Source organism: Brevibacillus laterosporus LMG 15441 (assembly GCF_000219535.2).
GTDB lineage: Bacteria > Bacillota > Bacilli > Brevibacillales > Brevibacillaceae > Brevibacillus_B > Brevibacillus_B halotolerans.
Map to the genome: position 1 here is coordinate 1774499 of NZ_CP007806.1, position 19312 is coordinate 1793810.

At 41.0% G+C, this 19312-nt stretch carries 12 protein-coding genes and 1 other annotated feature; of the genes, 8 read left to right on the top strand and 4 right to left on the bottom strand.

Going from position 1 to position 19312, the window contains the following annotated elements:
- Positions 1–231: 231 nt before the first annotated feature.
- The gene (locus tag BRLA_RS08295) at positions 232–417 is read right to left on the bottom strand and encodes a hypothetical protein (RefSeq protein ID WP_003337873.1); all 186 of its coding nucleotides are present in this window, start codon (positions 415–417) and stop codon (positions 232–234) included.
- A 287-nt stretch (positions 418–704) separates the two neighbouring features.
- On the opposite strand from BRLA_RS08295, the gene BRLA_RS08300 reads away from it, so the two are divergent.
- Positions 705–1685, top strand: coding sequence for an HRDC domain-containing protein (locus tag BRLA_RS08300; RefSeq protein WP_003337872.1), 981 nt, complete (start codon positions 705–707; stop codon positions 1683–1685).
- A 913-nt stretch (positions 1686–2598) separates the two neighbouring features.
- Here the strand turns inward: BRLA_RS08300 and BRLA_RS08305 are convergent.
- On the bottom strand, positions 2599–5787 hold the full coding sequence (locus tag BRLA_RS08305) for a bifunctional cytochrome P450/NADPH--P450 reductase (RefSeq protein ID WP_003337869.1): 3189 nt from the start codon (positions 5785–5787) through the stop codon (positions 2599–2601).
- Positions 5788–6004: 217 nt separating this feature from the next.
- Between BRLA_RS08305 and BRLA_RS08310 the strand changes: the two genes are divergently transcribed.
- The 6 genes from BRLA_RS08310 (at position 6005) to BRLA_RS08335 (ending at position 16374) form a co-directional block, all read left to right on the top strand.
- A complete protein-coding gene (locus BRLA_RS08310; protein ID WP_003337868.1) occupies positions 6005–6994 on the top strand; it encodes a P1 family peptidase in 990 nt (329 codons plus the stop codon).
- A gap of 444 nt (positions 6995–7438) precedes the next feature.
- Complete coding sequence (locus BRLA_RS08315) at positions 7439–9178, top strand: methyl-accepting chemotaxis protein (RefSeq protein ID WP_236867802.1); 1740 nt, start codon at positions 7439–7441, stop codon at positions 9176–9178.
- A gap of 134 nt (positions 9179–9312) precedes the next feature.
- A complete protein-coding gene (locus BRLA_RS08320) occupies positions 9313–12987 on the top strand; it encodes a non-ribosomal peptide synthetase family protein (RefSeq protein WP_041752028.1) in 3675 nt (1224 codons plus the stop codon).
- Between the two features lie 122 nt (positions 12988–13109).
- Complete coding sequence (locus BRLA_RS08325) at positions 13110–13787, top strand: MgtC/SapB family protein (RefSeq protein WP_003337865.1); 678 nt, start codon at positions 13110–13112, stop codon at positions 13785–13787.
- A 60-nt stretch (positions 13788–13847) separates the two neighbouring features.
- Positions 13848–14131, top strand: a binding site (T-box leader).
- Between the two features lie 196 nt (positions 14132–14327).
- Positions 14328–15323 (top strand): tryptophan--tRNA ligase, encoded by a 996-nt coding sequence (gene trpS / locus BRLA_RS08330; RefSeq protein ID WP_003337862.1) that lies wholly within the window; start codon positions 14328–14330, stop codon positions 15321–15323.
- A 184-nt stretch (positions 15324–15507) separates the two neighbouring features.
- Positions 15508–16374, top strand: coding sequence for a hypothetical protein (locus BRLA_RS08335; protein WP_041752030.1), 867 nt, complete (start codon positions 15508–15510; stop codon positions 16372–16374).
- Between the two features lie 71 nt (positions 16375–16445).
- Here the strand turns inward: BRLA_RS08335 and BRLA_RS08340 are convergent, their stop codons facing one another.
- Entirely contained in the window at positions 16446–17081 is a 636-nt protein-coding gene (locus tag BRLA_RS08340; RefSeq protein ID WP_041752031.1) for a stalk domain-containing protein, read from the bottom strand.
- Positions 17082–17326: 245 nt separating this feature from the next.
- Positions 17327–18313 carry an LCP family protein gene (locus BRLA_RS08345; RefSeq protein ID WP_003337858.1) on the bottom strand — a complete coding sequence of 329 codons (987 nt, stop codon included), beginning with the start codon at positions 18311–18313 and terminating at the stop codon, positions 17327–17329.
- Positions 18314–18654: 341 nt separating this feature from the next.
- Here BRLA_RS08345 and BRLA_RS08350 point away from each other — a divergent pair, with 341 nt between their 5' ends.
- Entirely contained in the window at positions 18655–19311 is a 657-nt protein-coding gene (locus BRLA_RS08350) for a response regulator transcription factor (RefSeq protein ID WP_003337857.1), read from the top strand.
- Position 19312: the final 1 nt, after the last annotated feature.

The following is a 19312-nucleotide window of genomic DNA, read 5'->3' on the forward strand; positions in this document are numbered from 1 at the left end:
AAAGAAAAATTAATGCAAATAACTAAAAGAATAAAAGAGCCTCCCTTTAAAGGAGGCATTAGCTTAACTTATTTGATCACATTGCTCAACCTGACAGAAACTTTGTGGTTCAGCAGCGATTGCGGCACTAGAAACTGATAAGATCATCAGGGCACTAATTCCTATAGTAAATATCTTTTTCATATAATCGATCCCTTTTTAGAAGTGTAGTGGTTTAATTTTCAGAAAAGGTTACCATGAACACATCTCTTGCATATTCCCTCTAGGAGCTGGTGGGCATTTAGGATGAGGACCTACTGGACAATCCGTCTTACCGTTAGGATTGCACAAAGTCGCAAAAGTAGGCTTAGGCGAAATTGTAACCAAGCCCCCAACGATTAATGTAGCTGTAAGAAATACACCCATTAGTTTCTTCATAAAAAATGATCTCCTTTGCTGTTAAATTATGTATTGTGCATCATTTATATTATTATATTATTTTTTATGTTTCAAACTTTTTAAATAAAAGAGCAATAAATTATTGGTATAATCTAAAAGAGAAGTCCTTCGATTTTAAATGCTACGAAATAATTAGTACAGCAGGCTTATATAAGATGGGAATAACAAACTTATTTAGTAATTATATGGTATAATCTTACTGTCAAGTAAGGTTAATGCTTTTACTTTTGTCCTAAAATTAATCAAATTTTCAAGGGGAAGCGTATATGTCTATATTCAATAAATTATTTGGTCAAAAAAGGACAATCCAAAGTCCGACATTTGTTAAGGATTTCTCAAAAGATAATCCTCAGCTTTCTGCCCTTAATGAGCTTTTAAACAAGGTTGCAGATGGAGAAAAGAAGGATTACATTGAGAGGGATATTAAGTCTCTTACATATGGACTTGCTGGCGAGAATAATGTCTACTTTGAACTAAAAAATTCATTCCTGCCAATTTTGTGTTTACACGATGTAAGGGTAGAGTATGAGGGTTATGTTGCTCAGCTTGATTTCGTTGTCATTTCTAATAAGTTTATCTGTATTTTAGAAACGAAGAAATTAAGTGGAAATATCTCGATTGACCAAGAAGGTAACTTTGTAAGAACCATAAAACTTAGATATGGAAAAGAAATTGTAGAGGGAATTTATAGTCCTGTAACTCAAAATGCAAGGCATATCGATATTATAAAACATGTCTTGTCAAAAGAATTGAAAATCAGCAATATACCAATTTTATCTCTTGTAGTCATGGCTAATCCCAAAACCATTATTAATAAATATAGTTGCCCTGCTGAGATAGAAAACTCAATTATCAAATACGATCAAATTAAAGCAACGCTGGAAAAATACCAGAATGATAAATCAAATACATATGACTTAGCTGAGAAGGATATGTATGCAATTTCAAATTTGCTAGTCAGGCTACATACACCAAAGGAGATGGATTTCGTTGCAAAATATCGGTTTTCGAAAGATGATTTTCAAAAGAGGGATGAAACTTTACTTCGTGAAGAACTAAAATCGTACAGGCTTCAAACTTCAAGAGAAGAGAACATCAAGGCTTACTACATCTTCAATAATAATGAGATGGAAGATATGATAGCGAAATATCCGAGAACCAAAGAAGAGCTACTTACTGTTAAAGGCTTTGGACAAGTTAAAGTTGAAAAATACGGCGAGCGAATATTGAATATTTTTAATGGCTAATTGGATTATTATTACAATAATTTACTATCAAAATCCAGATCAGGCTCATTTAAAAAAGAAACATTACACTGTTTTTTGAATGGTTTACTGATGGTGAAAACTTGATTATGTATAATATTTACAAAAAGGATTGGTTTACAACAGATCCACATTTGTTACACATATTGGACGGACATCTCGTTGTATTCGTCTACTAAATTTGTGGACGCTTACACGCTATTTTACGATGAAAAGAGGGCGGGAATTACTTGACGACCGCCCTCTTCTTCATATTGTTAGACAATAAAACTTGGATAAGTTATCTTCTGTGATGGAAATGTAAACAATCTCGAAATTCTCGATGACATCTTCTGTTGCATCGGACATTATCGTGTCCGAACATGTGGTGACAGCGTCTTTCGCATCTTCGCCATTCTCTGATACATCTCTCACGGTGGTCAGGATGCCGTGGTACGAATGGGTCAAATTGGAAATACGGATCATCGTATGGATTCACATACCCGTCGTAATATACTTGTTGAATAATTGGCTTCTTACTTTTTCTTTTCATGTTTTTACCCCCCCACTTTGGAAGTAATATGTTCTTTATAGTAAATGACGCTATGCCCTGTCCTGACTAAACGAATTAACGGGGTGTTTCACCCAAATACTTGTAGTGGTGACGTTCGCCTAGGCTCTGTGTGTTACATGATCTACTATCACTGTCCTATCTATAGATCTTATCCCTTTTTTGGGGGCTTATCTCTGTTCGGTCGAAAAGAGTAGGTGTTACTCAGTTGAGTTAATCCCAGTCCCAAATGAATATCTATGCAATGTGAAAAGCACCCAGCTACTTTTTGCTGAGTGCTTCTTTTCACGGGTGTTAATGGTCTATCTTTTTATCTGATGGGAAGAAGGGGTTTAAAAGCCCTTCTCATGCGCCTGTCCAAACATCCTTTACATATTGTTCATCCCGTTGAAGCTTATCGAGCCAAGCCTGGGCTTTTTCTTTGCTTACAGAATGAATTGTTTGATAGGATGAAATCAGTGTGGCTTCTACATCAGGAGCCATTCGACTCCCATCCCCACATACATAAAGTCGAGCTCCCTGATCTAGAAGACGAATCAACTCTTGTTCATTTTGTTTCATGAGATGCTGAACATAGGTTTTCGGCTGGCCCTCTACTCGTGAAAAAGCGGTATGAATGGTCACGATACCTTCTTTTTCATATTGCGCAAACTCTTCTTGATACAAGTAATCCTGTTGCGGATGGCGGGCACCAAAGTAAAGATGGGCTTCACCAAGCTGTTTTCCTTGTTGCTGATAGTGCTTTCGTGCCTGAAGAAATCCCCGGAATGGTGCAACCCCGGTACCTGGTCCGATCATGATAAGAGGTGTTTCTGTATTTGTAGGTAGCGTGAAGTGAGATTCTGGTGTGCGTACAAATATAACAACAGGATCATTTGGCTTTAGATCGGCTAGATAATTTGACGCAACACCTCGATACTCCCCATGTCCACTCCAGGCTGGGCCGCGGACTACGCTCACCGTTATGCTAGTACGATCTGGCAAGAGATGAGGGGAGCTGGAAATGGAATAGTAACGAGCTTTTAAAGGTGGAAGAAGCTCTAAAAAGCGTTCGAAAGGTAATTCACAGGCAGGATACTGTTCCATAAGATTAAACATAGATATGCGTATATTCATTATATTGGTTTTGTAGGTATCCTCTTCAAGTAAGGCTTCCAATTCCCGTTTATGAGGTGGGCAGGTTGTATAAGCAGCAAGTTCACGTAGTTGAGCACGGGTTGCTGCTTCCTGTAATTCTACGCTATGACTTAGCAGATCATATACACTTACCGGACGATCCAGCGGAAGATGCGCTGCACTGCGTCCACTGCCACTAAGAATTAGATAATCGTTACCATTCAAACCAAACCGATGTACAATACGTTCCACTAGCTGAGGACAGTTTTTGGGCAGAACACCTAAATGATCCCCCTCGTGGTAATGGACTCCTGCTGGAATAGCTATCTCGATATGACGAGTGCTACGTTCGCTAGTTTCTCCCTGAAGCTCTCTATTCTCTGTAACGTACGAACGAAGAGCATCATAGGACTCAGCGAGTGGAACTCCCGCAATTCCATTAACATATTGGACAGAAAGCGTGCTGCGCTCTCGCTCCCGATTTTCGTTGATCTTGAGCCCTAAAGCGTTCATGACACCAGGCCACAATTGATGACGCCAATCCTCAAGTTGTTTCTCAAAATCTCCGCTAGCGTCACCCTCTCCCTGCTTCATTAGCCGTGTCGCACCTTTTGCTTCGAGCTGCTTATCAATCAGGTGAGGAACCTGCTGGTATGTGCTGGCCCAATTATGGTCACCACATCCGAATACAGTATAGTTGACCCCTGTAAATTCTTCAGGCTCTGCTTCTTTTAGCCATTGTACAAAGTCTTTGGCATTACTCGGTGGTTTTCCGTTATAAGAGGAGGTAATAATAAATACGGCTCCTTCTTTGGGTAGCTTACCTAAATAATCATTTAAAGGAGCAACCTCGCTCTTGAATCCTTGGAAACGTGCATCCTCTGCAAGTTCTCTTGCAATCCCCTCTGCAGTGCCAAGATTGGAACCATATAGCACTAGCAAGGGCGTATTATGTGCGTCAACGATGGTAGAGGCTGTTGGCTGCGCTTGTGTTTTTTCGCGTTCCTTCTCTTTTCCGGTAATTTGAAAGGAGAGTTCATTCGTGCGTAAACGGACACGCATGGAAAAGCCTTCAGGTTTTAAAGTTAGTGTTTCTTTAATTTTTAGCTGATAATGATTATGGTCAATGATGTCAAAGTACTTTAAAATCATACCAAGTACTAAGGTCGCCTCTTGAAGCGCGAATTGCTGTCCTATGCAGGCTCGCTGCCCGTTTCCAAATGGTTTATACGCATCATAGGGGATTTGACTTGGGTCTTCAAAGCGCTCAGGGCGAAACTCCTCGACGTCATCTCCCCAGACGCTTGTATCCCGATGAAGAGTAGGAATGAGTACATTGACACTTTCGCCTTTTTTCAAAGGATATTTTCCATCCAGCAGTGTGTCTTCCTTCGCGTAAAGAGAGAAGGCAGGAGCTGTTGGCCACAGACGAAGAGACTCATTCAAAATCATCGATATGTACGTAAGATTTCGCACTTCAGTATAAGTTGGAGTAGAACCAGTTAAGACACGGTCTACCTCTTCATATGCTTTTTGAAGCTTATCCGGGTTCTTTAATAGAAAGTATAAAGCAAAGGATAAGAGACCGCTTGTGGTTTCATGACCAGCAATTAAGAAAGTAATAATCTGATAGCGAATATTTTCGTCATCCAAGCCTTCGCCCGTTTGGGGGTCTTTTCCCTTTAGCATATGGGAAAGTAAATCGTTTGCATCATGATCCTCGTGCTCTTTACGTTCTGCTATTATTTTATCCACAAGGGTAAACATGGCTTGTATATCATGTTTAAATTGACGTTTTGTAATAACCATCAATTTATCTTTAATTTCTAGGCGCTGTAGCTGGCTCATTGCTTCATCCAGCGCACGAACCATGCTGGTAATGAAGGGATGCGGTTGTTCTCGATAAAAGCTATTAAACCGATAATTAAAGCCGCACAACCCAATGGTATCCAAAGTAAGCCTTGTCATATCCTCAGGTACGTCAATGCTTTCATCCGGGTTAAGGCGCGCCCATTTCTGGATAAGCTGTACAGCAATGTCTACCATCATGGAATGGTACCCTTGCATGGCTCTTTGGCTAAAGCTTGGGAGCAGGATATTATGAGCTTTTTGCCAATTGGGCTCATCCGTTGAGCTAGTAAAAAGACCATCGCCTGCAAATGTTCTTACTTTTTGCAAGGGAGGCCATACATTCTTATCAAAACGGGATTCATCACAAGCCTCTGCTACCAACTTATGATTGGAAATATAGATGCTAACACGGCCTCCAGGGTATTCCAGCCGGAAGATAGGACCAAGTTCATGGGCTAGCTTCATGATGGATTGAATTGGCATCTCTGGATTGATTAAAGGTAAATTTCCAAGGGGACCAAAGGTTTTTGGTTGCGGAATGTTTTGTAAGTGAGAAATCGTAATCAATCCTCTCTAATACGTATTTCTTGATGACTCTGCATCCTCTTTAGAGATTTCTACCTTATTTTTACAAGGATTGTCTGGTTTTATTCGGTTTGCAAGGAAAGATTACAAGTAATAAAATAACGTCTAAAAAATTAGGGAAACGAAAGCTCTGCAAGAAACGGGCTTTTTACTCGTCTGTTAATAGTTATTTCATATACAAAGGGAGAAGATGTAAGCTATGACTGCTACAATAGGTTCAATTGTCGATATAAAAGGGATCAAGGTAGGTCATCAACAAGATGAGGAAGCACTGACAGGCTGTACCGTACTTCTAATGGAGGAAGGTGCAGTATGCGGAGTCGACGTTCGTGGCTCAGCTCCAGGTACCCGTGAGACTGATTTGCTTTCCCCGATCAATAAAGTAGATCAAGTCCATGCGATATGCTTGTCTGGGGGAAGCGCGTTTGGCTTGGATGTAGCTAGTGGGGTAATGCGTTATTTAGAGGAGCAGGGAATTGGACTTGATGTGAAAGTTGCAAAAGTGCCGATTGTACCAGCAGCAGTATTATTTGATCTTGCTATCGGGGATGCTTCGATCCGACCTACCATGGCCATGGGCTATGAAGCGGCAAAGCAGGCGAGTGAACAGGTGTTTGCTGAGGGAAATATTGGAGCGGGCTGTGGAGCTACTGTTGGAAAAATGGCCGGTTTTGAACGCGCGATGAAAGGGGGGCTAGGTACGGCGTCCCGTGAGCTGAGTAACGGGCTAGTAATTGGAGCAATTGTTGCTGTGAATGCAGTTGGAGAGGTACGGTGTCCTGTAACTGGAGCAAGACTTGCAGGTGTGCGCGGGGAAAACGAGGAGTTACTAGATATCTATGATTGTATGGAAAAAGCTAGCTTTCAGTTCATTCCAACTGGAGCGAATACCACGATTGGCGTAGTAGCTTGTAATGCTTCCTTAACCAAATCAGAAGCGAATAAGGTTGCTCAAATGGCACATGATGGACTAGCACGCACAATTTATCCCATTCACACCATGCATGACGGGGATACGATATTTGCGATTGGAACAGGAGAAGTACAGGCTTCTGTGGATGTAATCGGTGCATTAGCAGCAGAAGTACTGGCAGAAGCTGTTGTAAGAGCTATCAAGGCAGCGGAGCCAGCAGGTACGATTCCATCTTACCGGAGTCGACAAGTTGAGAAAGCAAAAATGATATTTTGATGAGATGAAAATACTCATTAAAGGAACGAAAGGCTTATGTTAAACCTATCCAAAAAAGGATCACCTACTGTAACCTGTAACTAAAAAAGTGCAGTGTAATTTTGTCATTTTTATGAAATGTTATCAATCTTTCATTTGGGAAAAGCTTCAATAACCAAGCACACTGACTTTGTCTTTGTGCTATTTGGCTTGCTTTTCATCAAGCTAAATCGTTATGAAATAAGCCTTTATGCTCTTTTCTCCATAGCTAGTCCTATACATCCTACCAGTGAATTTTTTATGCAATGGCAAAAATGGTACGTGTAAGTGAAAAAAGACTTGATTTTTTTAACATATAGAAATTAAAGCTTTTGTGATTTCATACCGATACTAGGGATAGCGCCCTATTTTACATATTTCTAGAAGCAGGGAAAAGAAAGAGAGGGGAAAGAGTTGTTTTCCAACATGAAAATATCTACTAGGAATTTATTGTTCACAGTTCTTAATACTATGTTGATCGGTGCTGTATTAATCCTAGCAAGTTTCGTTATTCAAGGGCAAGTCCTTATTGAAATGCTAGAAAAAGATACGCGAGCCTTGTTACAGTCACAATCTGTACATGTTTCTGCGGAAGACATAGATGAGGCTGTTAGAAATCCTGATTTGAATGCTTCTATCCAGAAGAAACTGACAGAGGGGCTTGACCAGATCAGTAAAGAGCATCCTCAGATTAAACAGGCGTATGTTTTTGGAGTGGAATTGAAAGAGGGAAATCAGACTTCTATTATTGCTCAGCCAACTCCAATTCACGAGTTTATGAAATCAGAAGGAATTAAATTGGGAGATATGCTCCCTCAGCCAGACGTCATTGTGAAGGGAGTTCAGAATCTTGTCACTGCCAAACAAGATACGATAACTTCTATTTATGATGATGAGTTAGGTACTTGGATCTCGGCTCTTCATCCAATCATGGACAACAGTGGAAACGTTATTGCTTATTTTGGTATGGATGTTGATGCTAGTATGGTGACCAATGGGCAGGACGCGCTATTGCTGAACTCTTCCATATTGCTGTTCTTTTTGCTACTTATCAATGTAGTTTTCCAATATTTGATTGTGAATCGTACCTTTAAACCCATTCAAGAGCTTATGCGTGGTATTAATGAAATGAGCAGAGGAAATTTAGATGTTCGTTTGCGCGAAGGAAAGGACGAGTTGGGTCAGGTAAATAACAAATTTAATCAAATGGCAGAAAATATGCGTACGATTATGATGACGATCCGTGAATCCTCGAATCAGCTAGTGAAAAACTCACAGCAATTACATACGATTATGGAAGAAAATAATCAGCATGCTACAACCATTACAGATAACATCCAAGAAATGTTCCAGCACACCAATCTGCAAAATATAGCTACAACAGAATGTGTGAAATCGTTGGATGAGATGGTGGTTAGTGTTGAAAGCATCGCCAATAATTCAACAGAGGTTCATCACACATCTTTGAACATGAAAGATCAGGCAGAGTCCGGTCAATACTCTGTCACTAAAGTGGCAGATCAAATGCAGCTCATTCAGCACTCTGTAGAGGAATCTGAAAATATTATTGATGTTCTCCAATCTCAGTCAGGTAAAATTGGTGAGATTGTCAAAATGATTTCCGAAATTGCAAACCAGACGAATTTACTTGCTTTAAATGCAGCTATTGAAGCCCAACGAGCAGGTGAACACGGTCGAGGCTTCTCAGTTGTTGCAGATGAGGTACGAAAACTAGCGGAACAATCTAAGCAATCGGCAGAAGAAATCAGCCAGCTCATCAAAGAGATTCAAGAACGTACAAATACAGCAGTAATCTCTATTCGCCAAGGTTCTGCACACGTGTTGGATGGTGTGAAAATCGTGCAAGAAACAGGTGAGATATTCCGCCATATGGTTCAGGCGAGTACAGAGGTATCCGACCGTATGCAAGAGGTATCTGCTTCCACGCAACAAATGGCAGCTGAAACAGAAGAGGTTACCTCTGTGGTAAAACAAGTATCGGAAAATGCACGTAAAAACACAAAATCAGCAGAAAACATCCAGGTCAAGTCAGATAATCAGTTAGCTTCTTACCAAGAAATTTTAGTTTCTGTTGACGGATTAAGTAAAATAGCGCAGGAGTTAGATAGCGCGCTTTCCCAACTTAAATTAGAAGAACACAAGTAGGTTTTCATTTCTAAGAGAGTGTTGGGTCGTCAGCAGAATGCTAATATGGACTACAAAAGAGGAGAGATCAGATGCTGGTCTCTCTTCTTTTTTCACCTTTTCATATACATTTTATTAGGAGGCAGGAGTTTATCATGCACAATACACCAAGATACGAACCTATAACGTTCCCACTAGACAATAATCGCTTCGGTCAGATCACAGATACTGTGACTACAAGAAGCTCGTATGATTTGACTCCATATATGACAAAGTTATGGGAAAAGGGACAGGAAATTCATCTATTGGCTTTGTACATCATGTGGCTGCACAGAGTCAGCGGAACCCAGCAGATTACATTGGGTACTCTTAGTCAGGAGAAATGGGTACCAGTAGCTATAAATGTTCAACAAGGAATGAACTATAATGATGTACTAGATCAGGTTGAAACAGCTTGGGAGCATGGAACAGAAGATGCTGATGCTTCTTATTCGTTCCATCAATTCCCAAGCACGTTTTGTCTGCAACAAGACTCACTCATGCAGATTGAAGCACATACAGCTGCTCCCCTACATGCTGGGATCACCGTAAACAAAGCAAAAGCTAGCTGGGAAATGTATTATGATTCCAACAGCTTCCGTCAACAGACAATTGATCGATTTATGGAACAAATGGAATGTTTAGCAGAACAAGCTGTGCTGCATCCGCAAACAAGCTTTACTGCTTATCCCATGCTATCTGAAATGGAACAGAAACTGTATCAATCCATGAATCAGACGACAGAAGCATTTCCAGCAGAAAAGACGATTCTGGATGTCTTTCAAGAGATAGTAGAAGCGCATGGTGAGAGGCTTGCCTTACAGACTGATGAGACTAGGTATACGTATAAACAAGTAGATACAGCATCTAATCGGGTAGCTACAATGCTACAAGAGCATGGGATTAAGCCAGGGCAATATGTTTCTTTATTTATGGAACGAAGTATCGAAGCCAGCATAGCCGTACTTGGGATATTAAAAGCGGGCGCAGCTTATGTTCCATTAGACCCGCATCATCCGCAAGAACGTAATGCCCATATTATTCAGGAAACGAATTCTCATGTAGTTCTTTCTAGTCTTGCCTATCGAGATTTAGTGGTACAAGCTATTCCGAAAGCACAGGTCTTATGGATGGAAGACATTGAAATATATTCTGATACAGCGATAAAACCGGCTATTACGCCGTTGCATCCAGCCTATGTCATTTTTACCTCGGGGTCCACAGGAACGCCCAAGGGAGTTATTTTGCATCATCAGGGGGTAGTGAATTACGGGGTTGCTGTTAGAAAAATGATGAACGTAACAGAGCAGGATATCTTCACACAATTCATCACGTTTAGCTTTGATGCATCCGTTCATGAGTTATTTGGAGGCTTATTAAACGGCGTTACCTTACATTTTTTAACGAAAGAAGATAGAATGGATTCGATTTCGTTTGCAAGAGCAGTCAAGCGTGTAGGAGTTACGTGCATTCCCGGCATTCCTGCTGCCTTCTTTAACCAATTAGTTAAAACGTTGCCAAGCACAGAAGCAGACTGCTTCGCCACCGTAAAAAGCATAGGAGTAGGCGGAGAGCTTCTAGCAGGCGAGGTTGTTCGTTCCTTCCAGGCTAAATTTTCGAGTGATACGATCATTTACAATTTGTACGGGCCGACTGAATGCACCGTGACATCTACGTATCATGCTGTGACTAAACCAGTGAAAGCTGATACGACCAGCATCCCGATTGGAAAGCCTCTTGCAAACTATGAAATATATCTGGTTAACGAATCGTATCAACTGTGCCCGATTGGTGTTCCAGGAGAAATTCTGATTAGCAGCGTAGGAATCTCGCACGGCTATCTGCACATGCCGGAGAAAACGAAGGAAGCCTTTATTTCAGACCCCTTCACACCAGGATCAGGAAAAATCTTTTATAAAACAGGTGACCTGGGACGCTTGCTAGAAGATGGAGAGGTAGAGTATTTAGAACGTAAAGATTTTCAGGTCAAAATTCGTGGGCATCGAATTGAAATAGGAGAAATTGAGGAGCGATTAGCTACGTATCCTGAGATACAAAGCGTAACAGTTATTGTGAAAAAGGATCATGATAATCAGAATACATTGGTCGCTTTTTACACAACAAATACACAGCAGGAGATTGATCCGGCGCTTTTACAAGCTTTTTGCTCGCAGAAGCTGCCTCCTTACATGATTCCAGCACAATTTGGTTATCTACCGTCTATGCCTATTGCACCAACCGGTAAAATTGATCGAAAAAAGCTAGCTACTATTGAGCTAAAACCGGTGACAAGAACACAAACGTATATCGCGCCCAAAACGGAGGTTGAGCAGGAAATTGCCCGAGTATGGGAAATAGGATTAGGAATAGAGCGCGTAGGTGCAAATGATAATTTTTTTGAAATAGGAGGACATTCTCTTAAAATTATAGAGATATTAGTTGAAATAAAGCCAAAATATCCACTGCTAAAAATTAATGACTTCTTCACACATCCGACTGTCCAAGCATTAGCGCATCGAATTGAAGAGCTGAGTCAGGAAGAGCAGAACACAGAACGCACTGATTCTGGGCTGATTGAGAGTAATCTACAAACAGAAGAAGTCCTTGCTGAATATCCAGAGCGTTTACAAACGACCAAAAAGGTTCTAAGACGCAATCAGCATACATTTTTACTAACGGGGGCGACAGGCTATCTTGGTTCTCATTTGTTAAATGAATTGCTGCAAACAGCATCGGGCACGATTTATTGCTTGGTACGTGGGGAAGATGTACAGAGTGCTACAGAACGTTTATATCAAAATTATTCCTTTTACTTTGGAGATAAGCTGAGTAGACAGCTTCATTCACGTGTGAGGGTGATGATAGGTGATTTGCAGGAAGTGCGCTTGGGATTAGGCAAAGAGGATTGGCATGAGCTTGTTCAAAACATTGATGCCATCATGCACTGCGGAGCGGATGTAGCTCACTTTGGTGACTCTCAGCATTTCTATCGAGTAAATGTACAAAGCACGGAGACGTTACTTGATCTGGCCAGGGAAAAACAGGGTATTCATTTTCACTATGTTTCCACGATCGGTATTCCTGAAGAACTGTCTTATGCTGGGAAATGGCACGCATTGCGCAATGCAGACCAAGTGGACTATTCCATTGTGCTAGACAATCATTATATCAATAGCAAATGGGAGTCAGAGAAGCTGGTGATGAGAGCTTTTGAACAGGAAGGTATACCAGTGACAATCTATCGTGCTGGTAATTTGAGTAGCCATTCGTTATCTGGTGCATTTCAACGAAACATGGAAACAAATGCGATGTATCGGATGTGTCGGGCGATGTTTTTGCTGGGAGTTGCCCCACATGCTGATTGGCTAGTAGACTTCACCCCTATTGATTTTGCAGGAAAGGCGATTGCTAGCCTTGCATTACAAGAGGAAGCAGTCGGAGCCGTTTTCCATATTGTTAATCCAGAACAGATTCCGTATGTGGAGCTATTGAAGCATTTTCAGTCTTTTGGCTATCAGCTAAGTCTGGTTTCCCAACAAGAATATGAGCAATGGCTATTTGATGGAACGAAAAAAAATCGGGAAGGGATGGAGCTAGCTATTACGCAACTGGAGGGAGATGGCGCACGTAATTCGAATGTTCGATTTGCATGCCCTAAAACAACAGCCCTATTACAAAAGCTCCAGATTACATGCCCAACACCGACGAAAACATATTTCCAGGCGATGGTGAGGCATGCAATAGAAAATGGATATTTCCCAATGCCAACACTTGCAGAGCCGATTTGCTAACAAGGCTGTGCTCCGTCAATCATCCTCTACGTATCAGTTGGTTTAAGAATAGCTCATCAGGATTTATAATAAGCTACAGGTAATAAAAGTCGTCAGACAAACCAGGTTAGAGGTGGAATAACATGGAATTAATTATTTTAGCAAAGTTGATGCTTTCTGCTTTCCTTGGAATCGTAATTGGAATTGAGCGTGAATTAAAACAGAAGCCACTAGGATTAAAAACTAGCGTAATCATATCGGTTAGTAGCTGCTTACTGACGATTGTTTCGATTGAATCTGCCCAATTTTATGCGGAAACGTCTATGAACAATCGAACAGATCCCATGCGTTTGGCTGCACAGATCGTTAGTGGAATCGGCTTTTTGGGTGCAGGGGTCATTTTGCGCCGAAATAATGATGTTATTTCTGGTCTAACCACAGCTGCAATTATTTGGTCTAGTGCAGGGATTGGAATTGCGGTTGGCTCGGGCTTTTATTATGAGGCAGCGTTAGGAGCTGCGATGATTTTGTTCTCTGTACAGTTGCTTCCTTATTTAGTAAATATGATTGGGGTTCGAAAATTACAAGGAAAAGAATTAAAAATTCGCCTGTTCTTAGATGAGTATTCCCATATGACAGGGATCATCCAGAAATTCAAAGAAGAAGATATGAAGATTAAGAATGTCTGGTTAAAGGATGTTGATAAGCACAGGGTACAGATGGATTTACGTCTAGTCGTGTACGATCATATTTACATTACTGATATTTATGAGATGGTCCATAATTTAAACGGGGTGGCACGTGTAGAGATTGACAGCTAGTGTGAGGTTACGTATACTGATTGATAAGTTTACAGGAATCTATACATGATCATAATGATAACACGCGCAATGATGAAGAGGAGTATGCAGGCAAGAATGCTTAAGAGAGCTGATGGTTGGTGAAAATCAGTGCGGGAAGCTTGCAGAATGGACTTTTGAGCGTCCAGACCGATAGTGTGAACGAAAACATGGTAACACACAGGTAGGCTCTGGCGGAGCGTCTCACCGATAGAAGAGACAGGTATTCGAGCAAAGGCATGGAGAGCTAGCACTTACTCCGATACAATTGAGCGCGCTGTGTAGACAGCGAATAAAGGTGGCACCACGGGTTTCTCGTCCTTATTTTATAAAGATAAGGATGGGAAGCCCTTTTTGTATTTCTTGTAAACAAAATAGAGGTAATCAGGACAAGGAGCGTGATGAGAATGGAAGATGGTTGGTGGTGGCTTTATCAACTGAATGAGATAAATAAACAGAGGGAGATCAATGCCTTTCATACCCCACGATCTCCGCTCTCAAAACGAAAGAGGCTGATTATCTATGAAAAATCAAAAACTGGTATCAGGTATCCGTTCTACTGGTGAATTACATTTGGGTAACTATTATGGAGCAATGAAAGGCATTGAGAAGCTTGTAAACACATACGATGCTAATTTTTTTATAGCAGATTTGCATACATTGACCACACATCCTAGCCGCGAGCATATGTCTAAAAATGCTCTAGAAGCTGCCGCCAGTTATTTGGCTGCAGGACTGAATCCTGAGCATTGTACGTTTTATACACAATCTTCTCTGTCAGCCGAGGTTGCGGAATTATCCTTATATCTAGGAATGGTCATGCCTTTAGGTGAGCTGATGAGATGTCCAACCTTTAAAGAAAAAGCGAAGAAGCATCCTGATAATGTGAATTATGGTTTAGTGGGATACCCTGTACTGATGACAGCAGATATTCTGCTGCATAAAGGTGAAGTAGTGCCTGTTGGTGAAGATCAATTAGTGCATTTGGAGATGGCACGGCAAATTGCTAGGCGTTTCAATAATAGGTATGGTGAGGTTTTTGCATACCCGCAACCGTTGGCAGAGAATGCTGTTCGTATTCCTGCACTACATGGTCAGGGTAAAATGAGTAAATCAGACGGAGTTGATACGTATATTAGTTTACAGGATGAGCAAAGCCAGATCGCTCAGAAAGTAAAAAAGGCATACTCTGATCCAACTCGTCTCTATCTGCAACAACCAGGCCATCCGAGTGTACAAGGCTGTAATGTTTATCATCTGCACACATATTTTACGAATGAGCAGGGTCAACAGCAGCTTAGAGAGCAATGCTCCACGGCATCAATCGGGTGTGTAGCTTGTAAACAGCGACTAGCTGAAGAAATCGAACAAATTGTGGAGCCATTCCGTACCCGCAAACAGCAACTTACAGAAGAACAAATAATCGATACCCTGCAACAGGGTGCCGAGAAAGCTCGGTTATCTGCACAAAAGGTTCTTCAAGAGGTAAGAAATGCCATAGGAATTCTAATGGTGTAAATTTTGTGGATGATTTTATATTCTTTGTATTTACAATTATGGTATAATTAGCCGTTAGAAATCATCATGTAACCGGAGTGAAAAAAAGACAGCTTGTTAACGACTAAAAATGTGCAGCTTGTATAAATAGATGTATAAGAAAGATAACTAATTTTTGTACTTGTAATACAAAGGAGCTGGTTACGTGAAAACGATCCCTGCGCTCAAGCATGCAACTATGGCATTTGCTGTCTGTCTAGGTCTTTGTTCCTCTCTTTTTGGTCTTTCCGAATCCGCACAAGCGGCTGGTAATTTAGAGCCGGATTATGAAGTGAAGCTATTACTGGATTCGAATAAGGTGCTATCTTCTGAGCATAAGCTGTTGCCTGATGTGCTTAAAGCATTCAATCTGCCTGACTCTGCCATAAAAATGAATGTACAGTTTCTGGATACAGAAGACCAGGATTTGAATCATACAGGTTGGATTAGTCGCATCCGCAAGTCGGACAGTAAAGAGCATATGGAAATCACCTATAAAAAAAGATATCCTATTGAAAACAATAACATTGATGCTGCCTTAACAAAGGCTAATAAGGAAGGCTTTGATGCTACAGACACGAATTATGAAGCACAGGTGGAATGGGGCTACAAGCAAAAAACATTAAGTATTTCCAGAAAGAAAAAAATAAAACAATCAGGTTTTCAAGGAACACAATTGCCGGCTCTCTCAGACTCCATTAAACTACTAACCGCCAATATACCTGGAAAGCTGGATAAATGGCTGTACCCTGGATGGGGGAGTGAAAAAGTAGGACAAGCAAGAATATACGGTCCTGTTCTGGCAGAACGATACACGGGAACATGGAATGGGCAGAAGATTGATGTGGAAATTTGGCCGATTAAATCTGCTTCTGGAAACAATTTGGATTATATTGTAGAAGCTTCCTTTAAAACTACCAACAGCAGAGAAGCTTCAGAGGAACAAAAGAGGCTAAAGGCTTACCTAGAAGAAAAGGGATGGTTTTTGCCAAAAGACTCATTGAAAACCGCTTTGATTTTGGAAAGATATTAGTTCTATCTCTATTATATTCTGACAAAAAATCCTTGAAGAGAAGCTTCAAGGATTTTTTCTTTATTATTTACTTACCTTATGAACATAAACTGAATGGATTGCTTAAGCTGATTTAGCATGTCCACGCTTTCTTTAAATTCCGGGCTTTCTGGTTTCTCCAAATAAGGTGCTTCACTCGGTGTTTGCAATGCATAAACCTTTCCGTCCTGCATTCCTAACATCGTAAAGAGTCCTGTATCTGCATACTCATCTTTATCCCATACGGTTTTAGTAATGATGAGCACTCTGAAGAAAAATTCAGGTTTTACTGCCTTATTTTTCGGTACATATTGAAAAATAACTTCATTTGCTTTTTTTTCTACTTTGATCTTATCCTTCCATTCAGAAGGGAGACTGATCAGAGCCTTTTGATCCTCAATCACATATGCATCCTTGCCAGTTATTGCTCCATTTTGGCTAGAGGCTTTGCTTTTTACGTTCACGATCTTGTTTTTTTGATCCCATTGCACCTCTCCTCCGAGAGATTCTGCCAAACCCCGTGCAGGTACGAGTACCCGACCATTAATGATTTGAGCTTGCGCGTCAGTTTTCACTTCTTTCCCATCGACCATCACTTTGATGGCTGGAGCAGCGTAAGTCATGCCTGATATGAGCAGTGCTGTAGCTAATACGCCGCAAAACATCCCTTTTTTCCCTATCATCTTCATGTTGTATCTGTCTCCTTTAGTGTAAATCTCTGTTTATTGACAGCTTTTTAGATCTAAAGCATACAGAATATTCAAGAGAAAAAGCAAACATCAAATCTGGCTGTATTTTCCTAATATCCTGCATCTCACGAAATCTGGTCTATTCAGCATGGCTATACAAATGGTTCCTCAAGCCAGCACGACATACAACGCAAAAGAAAAATGACCCGAGTTTCCTTAAGCAGGACTCAAGTCATTTTTTTATTTTACCTATCCTGAACCACTAATTCCTGCACGAATTCACGAAGCTTCTTATTATCTCGCACACTCAGGACAGAGGCCCCTTTCACCGACGTGCCGTCAATTAATTCCATCGGCGGTACTTGTGCTAAGCCGGCTATGTGGCATTCCACACCGAGCTTTGCCAGCTTCAGCATATCGGGGATATTCAGATTTGTCTGGATGTAAGGTGCTACACTCTCCAAAATTTGCTTCATCCGCAATAGGTTCCAGTCGGATTTCAGCTTTTCAGCGATGGCAAGCAACAGGTTACGTTGTCGCTCGGTCCGGGTGAAATCGCTCATTGCGTCATGGCGGAAACGCACGTATTGCAGCGCTTTATCTCCATCCAGCATTTGTTGCCCTTTTCGCAGATGGATGTCGTATTGGTTACCGTCGGTTTTGTCGGTGTAGTCCATGTTTTTCTCGACATAAAAATCAATGCAGCCAATTCCATCGATGAGTGATTTGAATCCTTCGAAATCGGTATATACATAATATTGAATATCAAGACCGAGCAAGTCGCCTATCGTTTTCATGGCAAGGTTAGGTCCCCCTAGTGCGAGTGCGGTGTTGATTCTTCCTTTGCCATGACCTTCGATTTCGACATAAGTATCCCGAAGAACAGACATAAGATGTGCTTTTTTCGTGGTGGGGTCAATCGTTACTACCAGCATGGAATCGGAACGCGCTTGATCGTTCTTCTTCACCCCCCGATTGTCGCCGCCCATAAGCAGAATGCTGACACGCTCGGTGCCTTCCCATATGACAGGCTTCAGCGCGTCATTCTCCTGCTCCTCGATTAGAATGGTATCCTTTGGTTTGTCCAGACTGTCAAGTACATAGTAGGTGCCAATGAGCTGATAGCCGAAAAAAATGATGATGCTCAAAAGCAAAACTCTGAAGCTGATCAGCACGAACCTCCATGTTTTCTTTTTATGATTCTTTTGCTTTTTTTCCAAAATCCATGACATGTTGCTCCTCCAATAATCTCATCAATTTTTCGTTAATGTTCACATTGTTATTTGCGTCTGGGGATGCAATCAGTGTAGTCTGCGAATATATGATAAATAAGATGGACTTGTAATGAAGTTGTAAATTGTCGAATTTATATAAATTACATGAGCAGTGATAGATTAACTCTTTTACAGCTGTTGATAGGGGGAATGAGCCGTTCAAGAAACAATCCAATTCCTATTTCACTTGTTGCATGTTTCACAAAGATATATATTATCTCTATAAAAATATTCTTTTATCATGTAATATCAGTAACAAAACATATAAACCATTCATGAAATGTTAGGTGATTACGAAGATGCAAAAGAAGATATTGATTGTCGAGGACGATATTCATATAGCCAAAATTATTAAAATGAATCTTACGCTCGTGAACTTTTTAACGACCGAGGTACATGACGGTCTTTCGGCACTGGAGGCGGTGAAGCGAGAGAAGTTTGATCTTATCCTGTTGGACGTTATGATTCCGAAGCTGGACGGCTTTTCGCTGATGGAAAAAATGAAATCCTACCACATACCAGTGATTTTCCTGAGCGCGAAAAACTCTGTGTACGATAAAGTCAACGGACTTAAACTAGGAGCGGATGATTACATTGTTAAGCCCTTTGAAGCAATTGAACTCTTGGCTCGAATCGAAACAGTGCTACGTAGATATGGCAAAGAAGACTCTATCATCAAGTTTCAAAACATTGAAGTGGCTCTGGACAAACGAGAGGCGACTATCCAGGGCCAACCGGTAGAGCTGACTCCAAAGGAATACGATTTGCTGGTCGTATTGCTGAAAAATAAGAACATAGCACTATCCAGAGAGCAGTTCCTTGACAAAGTATGGGGCTGCGATTTCTATGGTGAAACAAGAACGGTCGATATGCACATCAAATCGCTACGCAAAAAACTCCAGCTACATGACCAAATCAAGACGATTTATAAAATTGGGTACCGGCTGGAGGATTGAT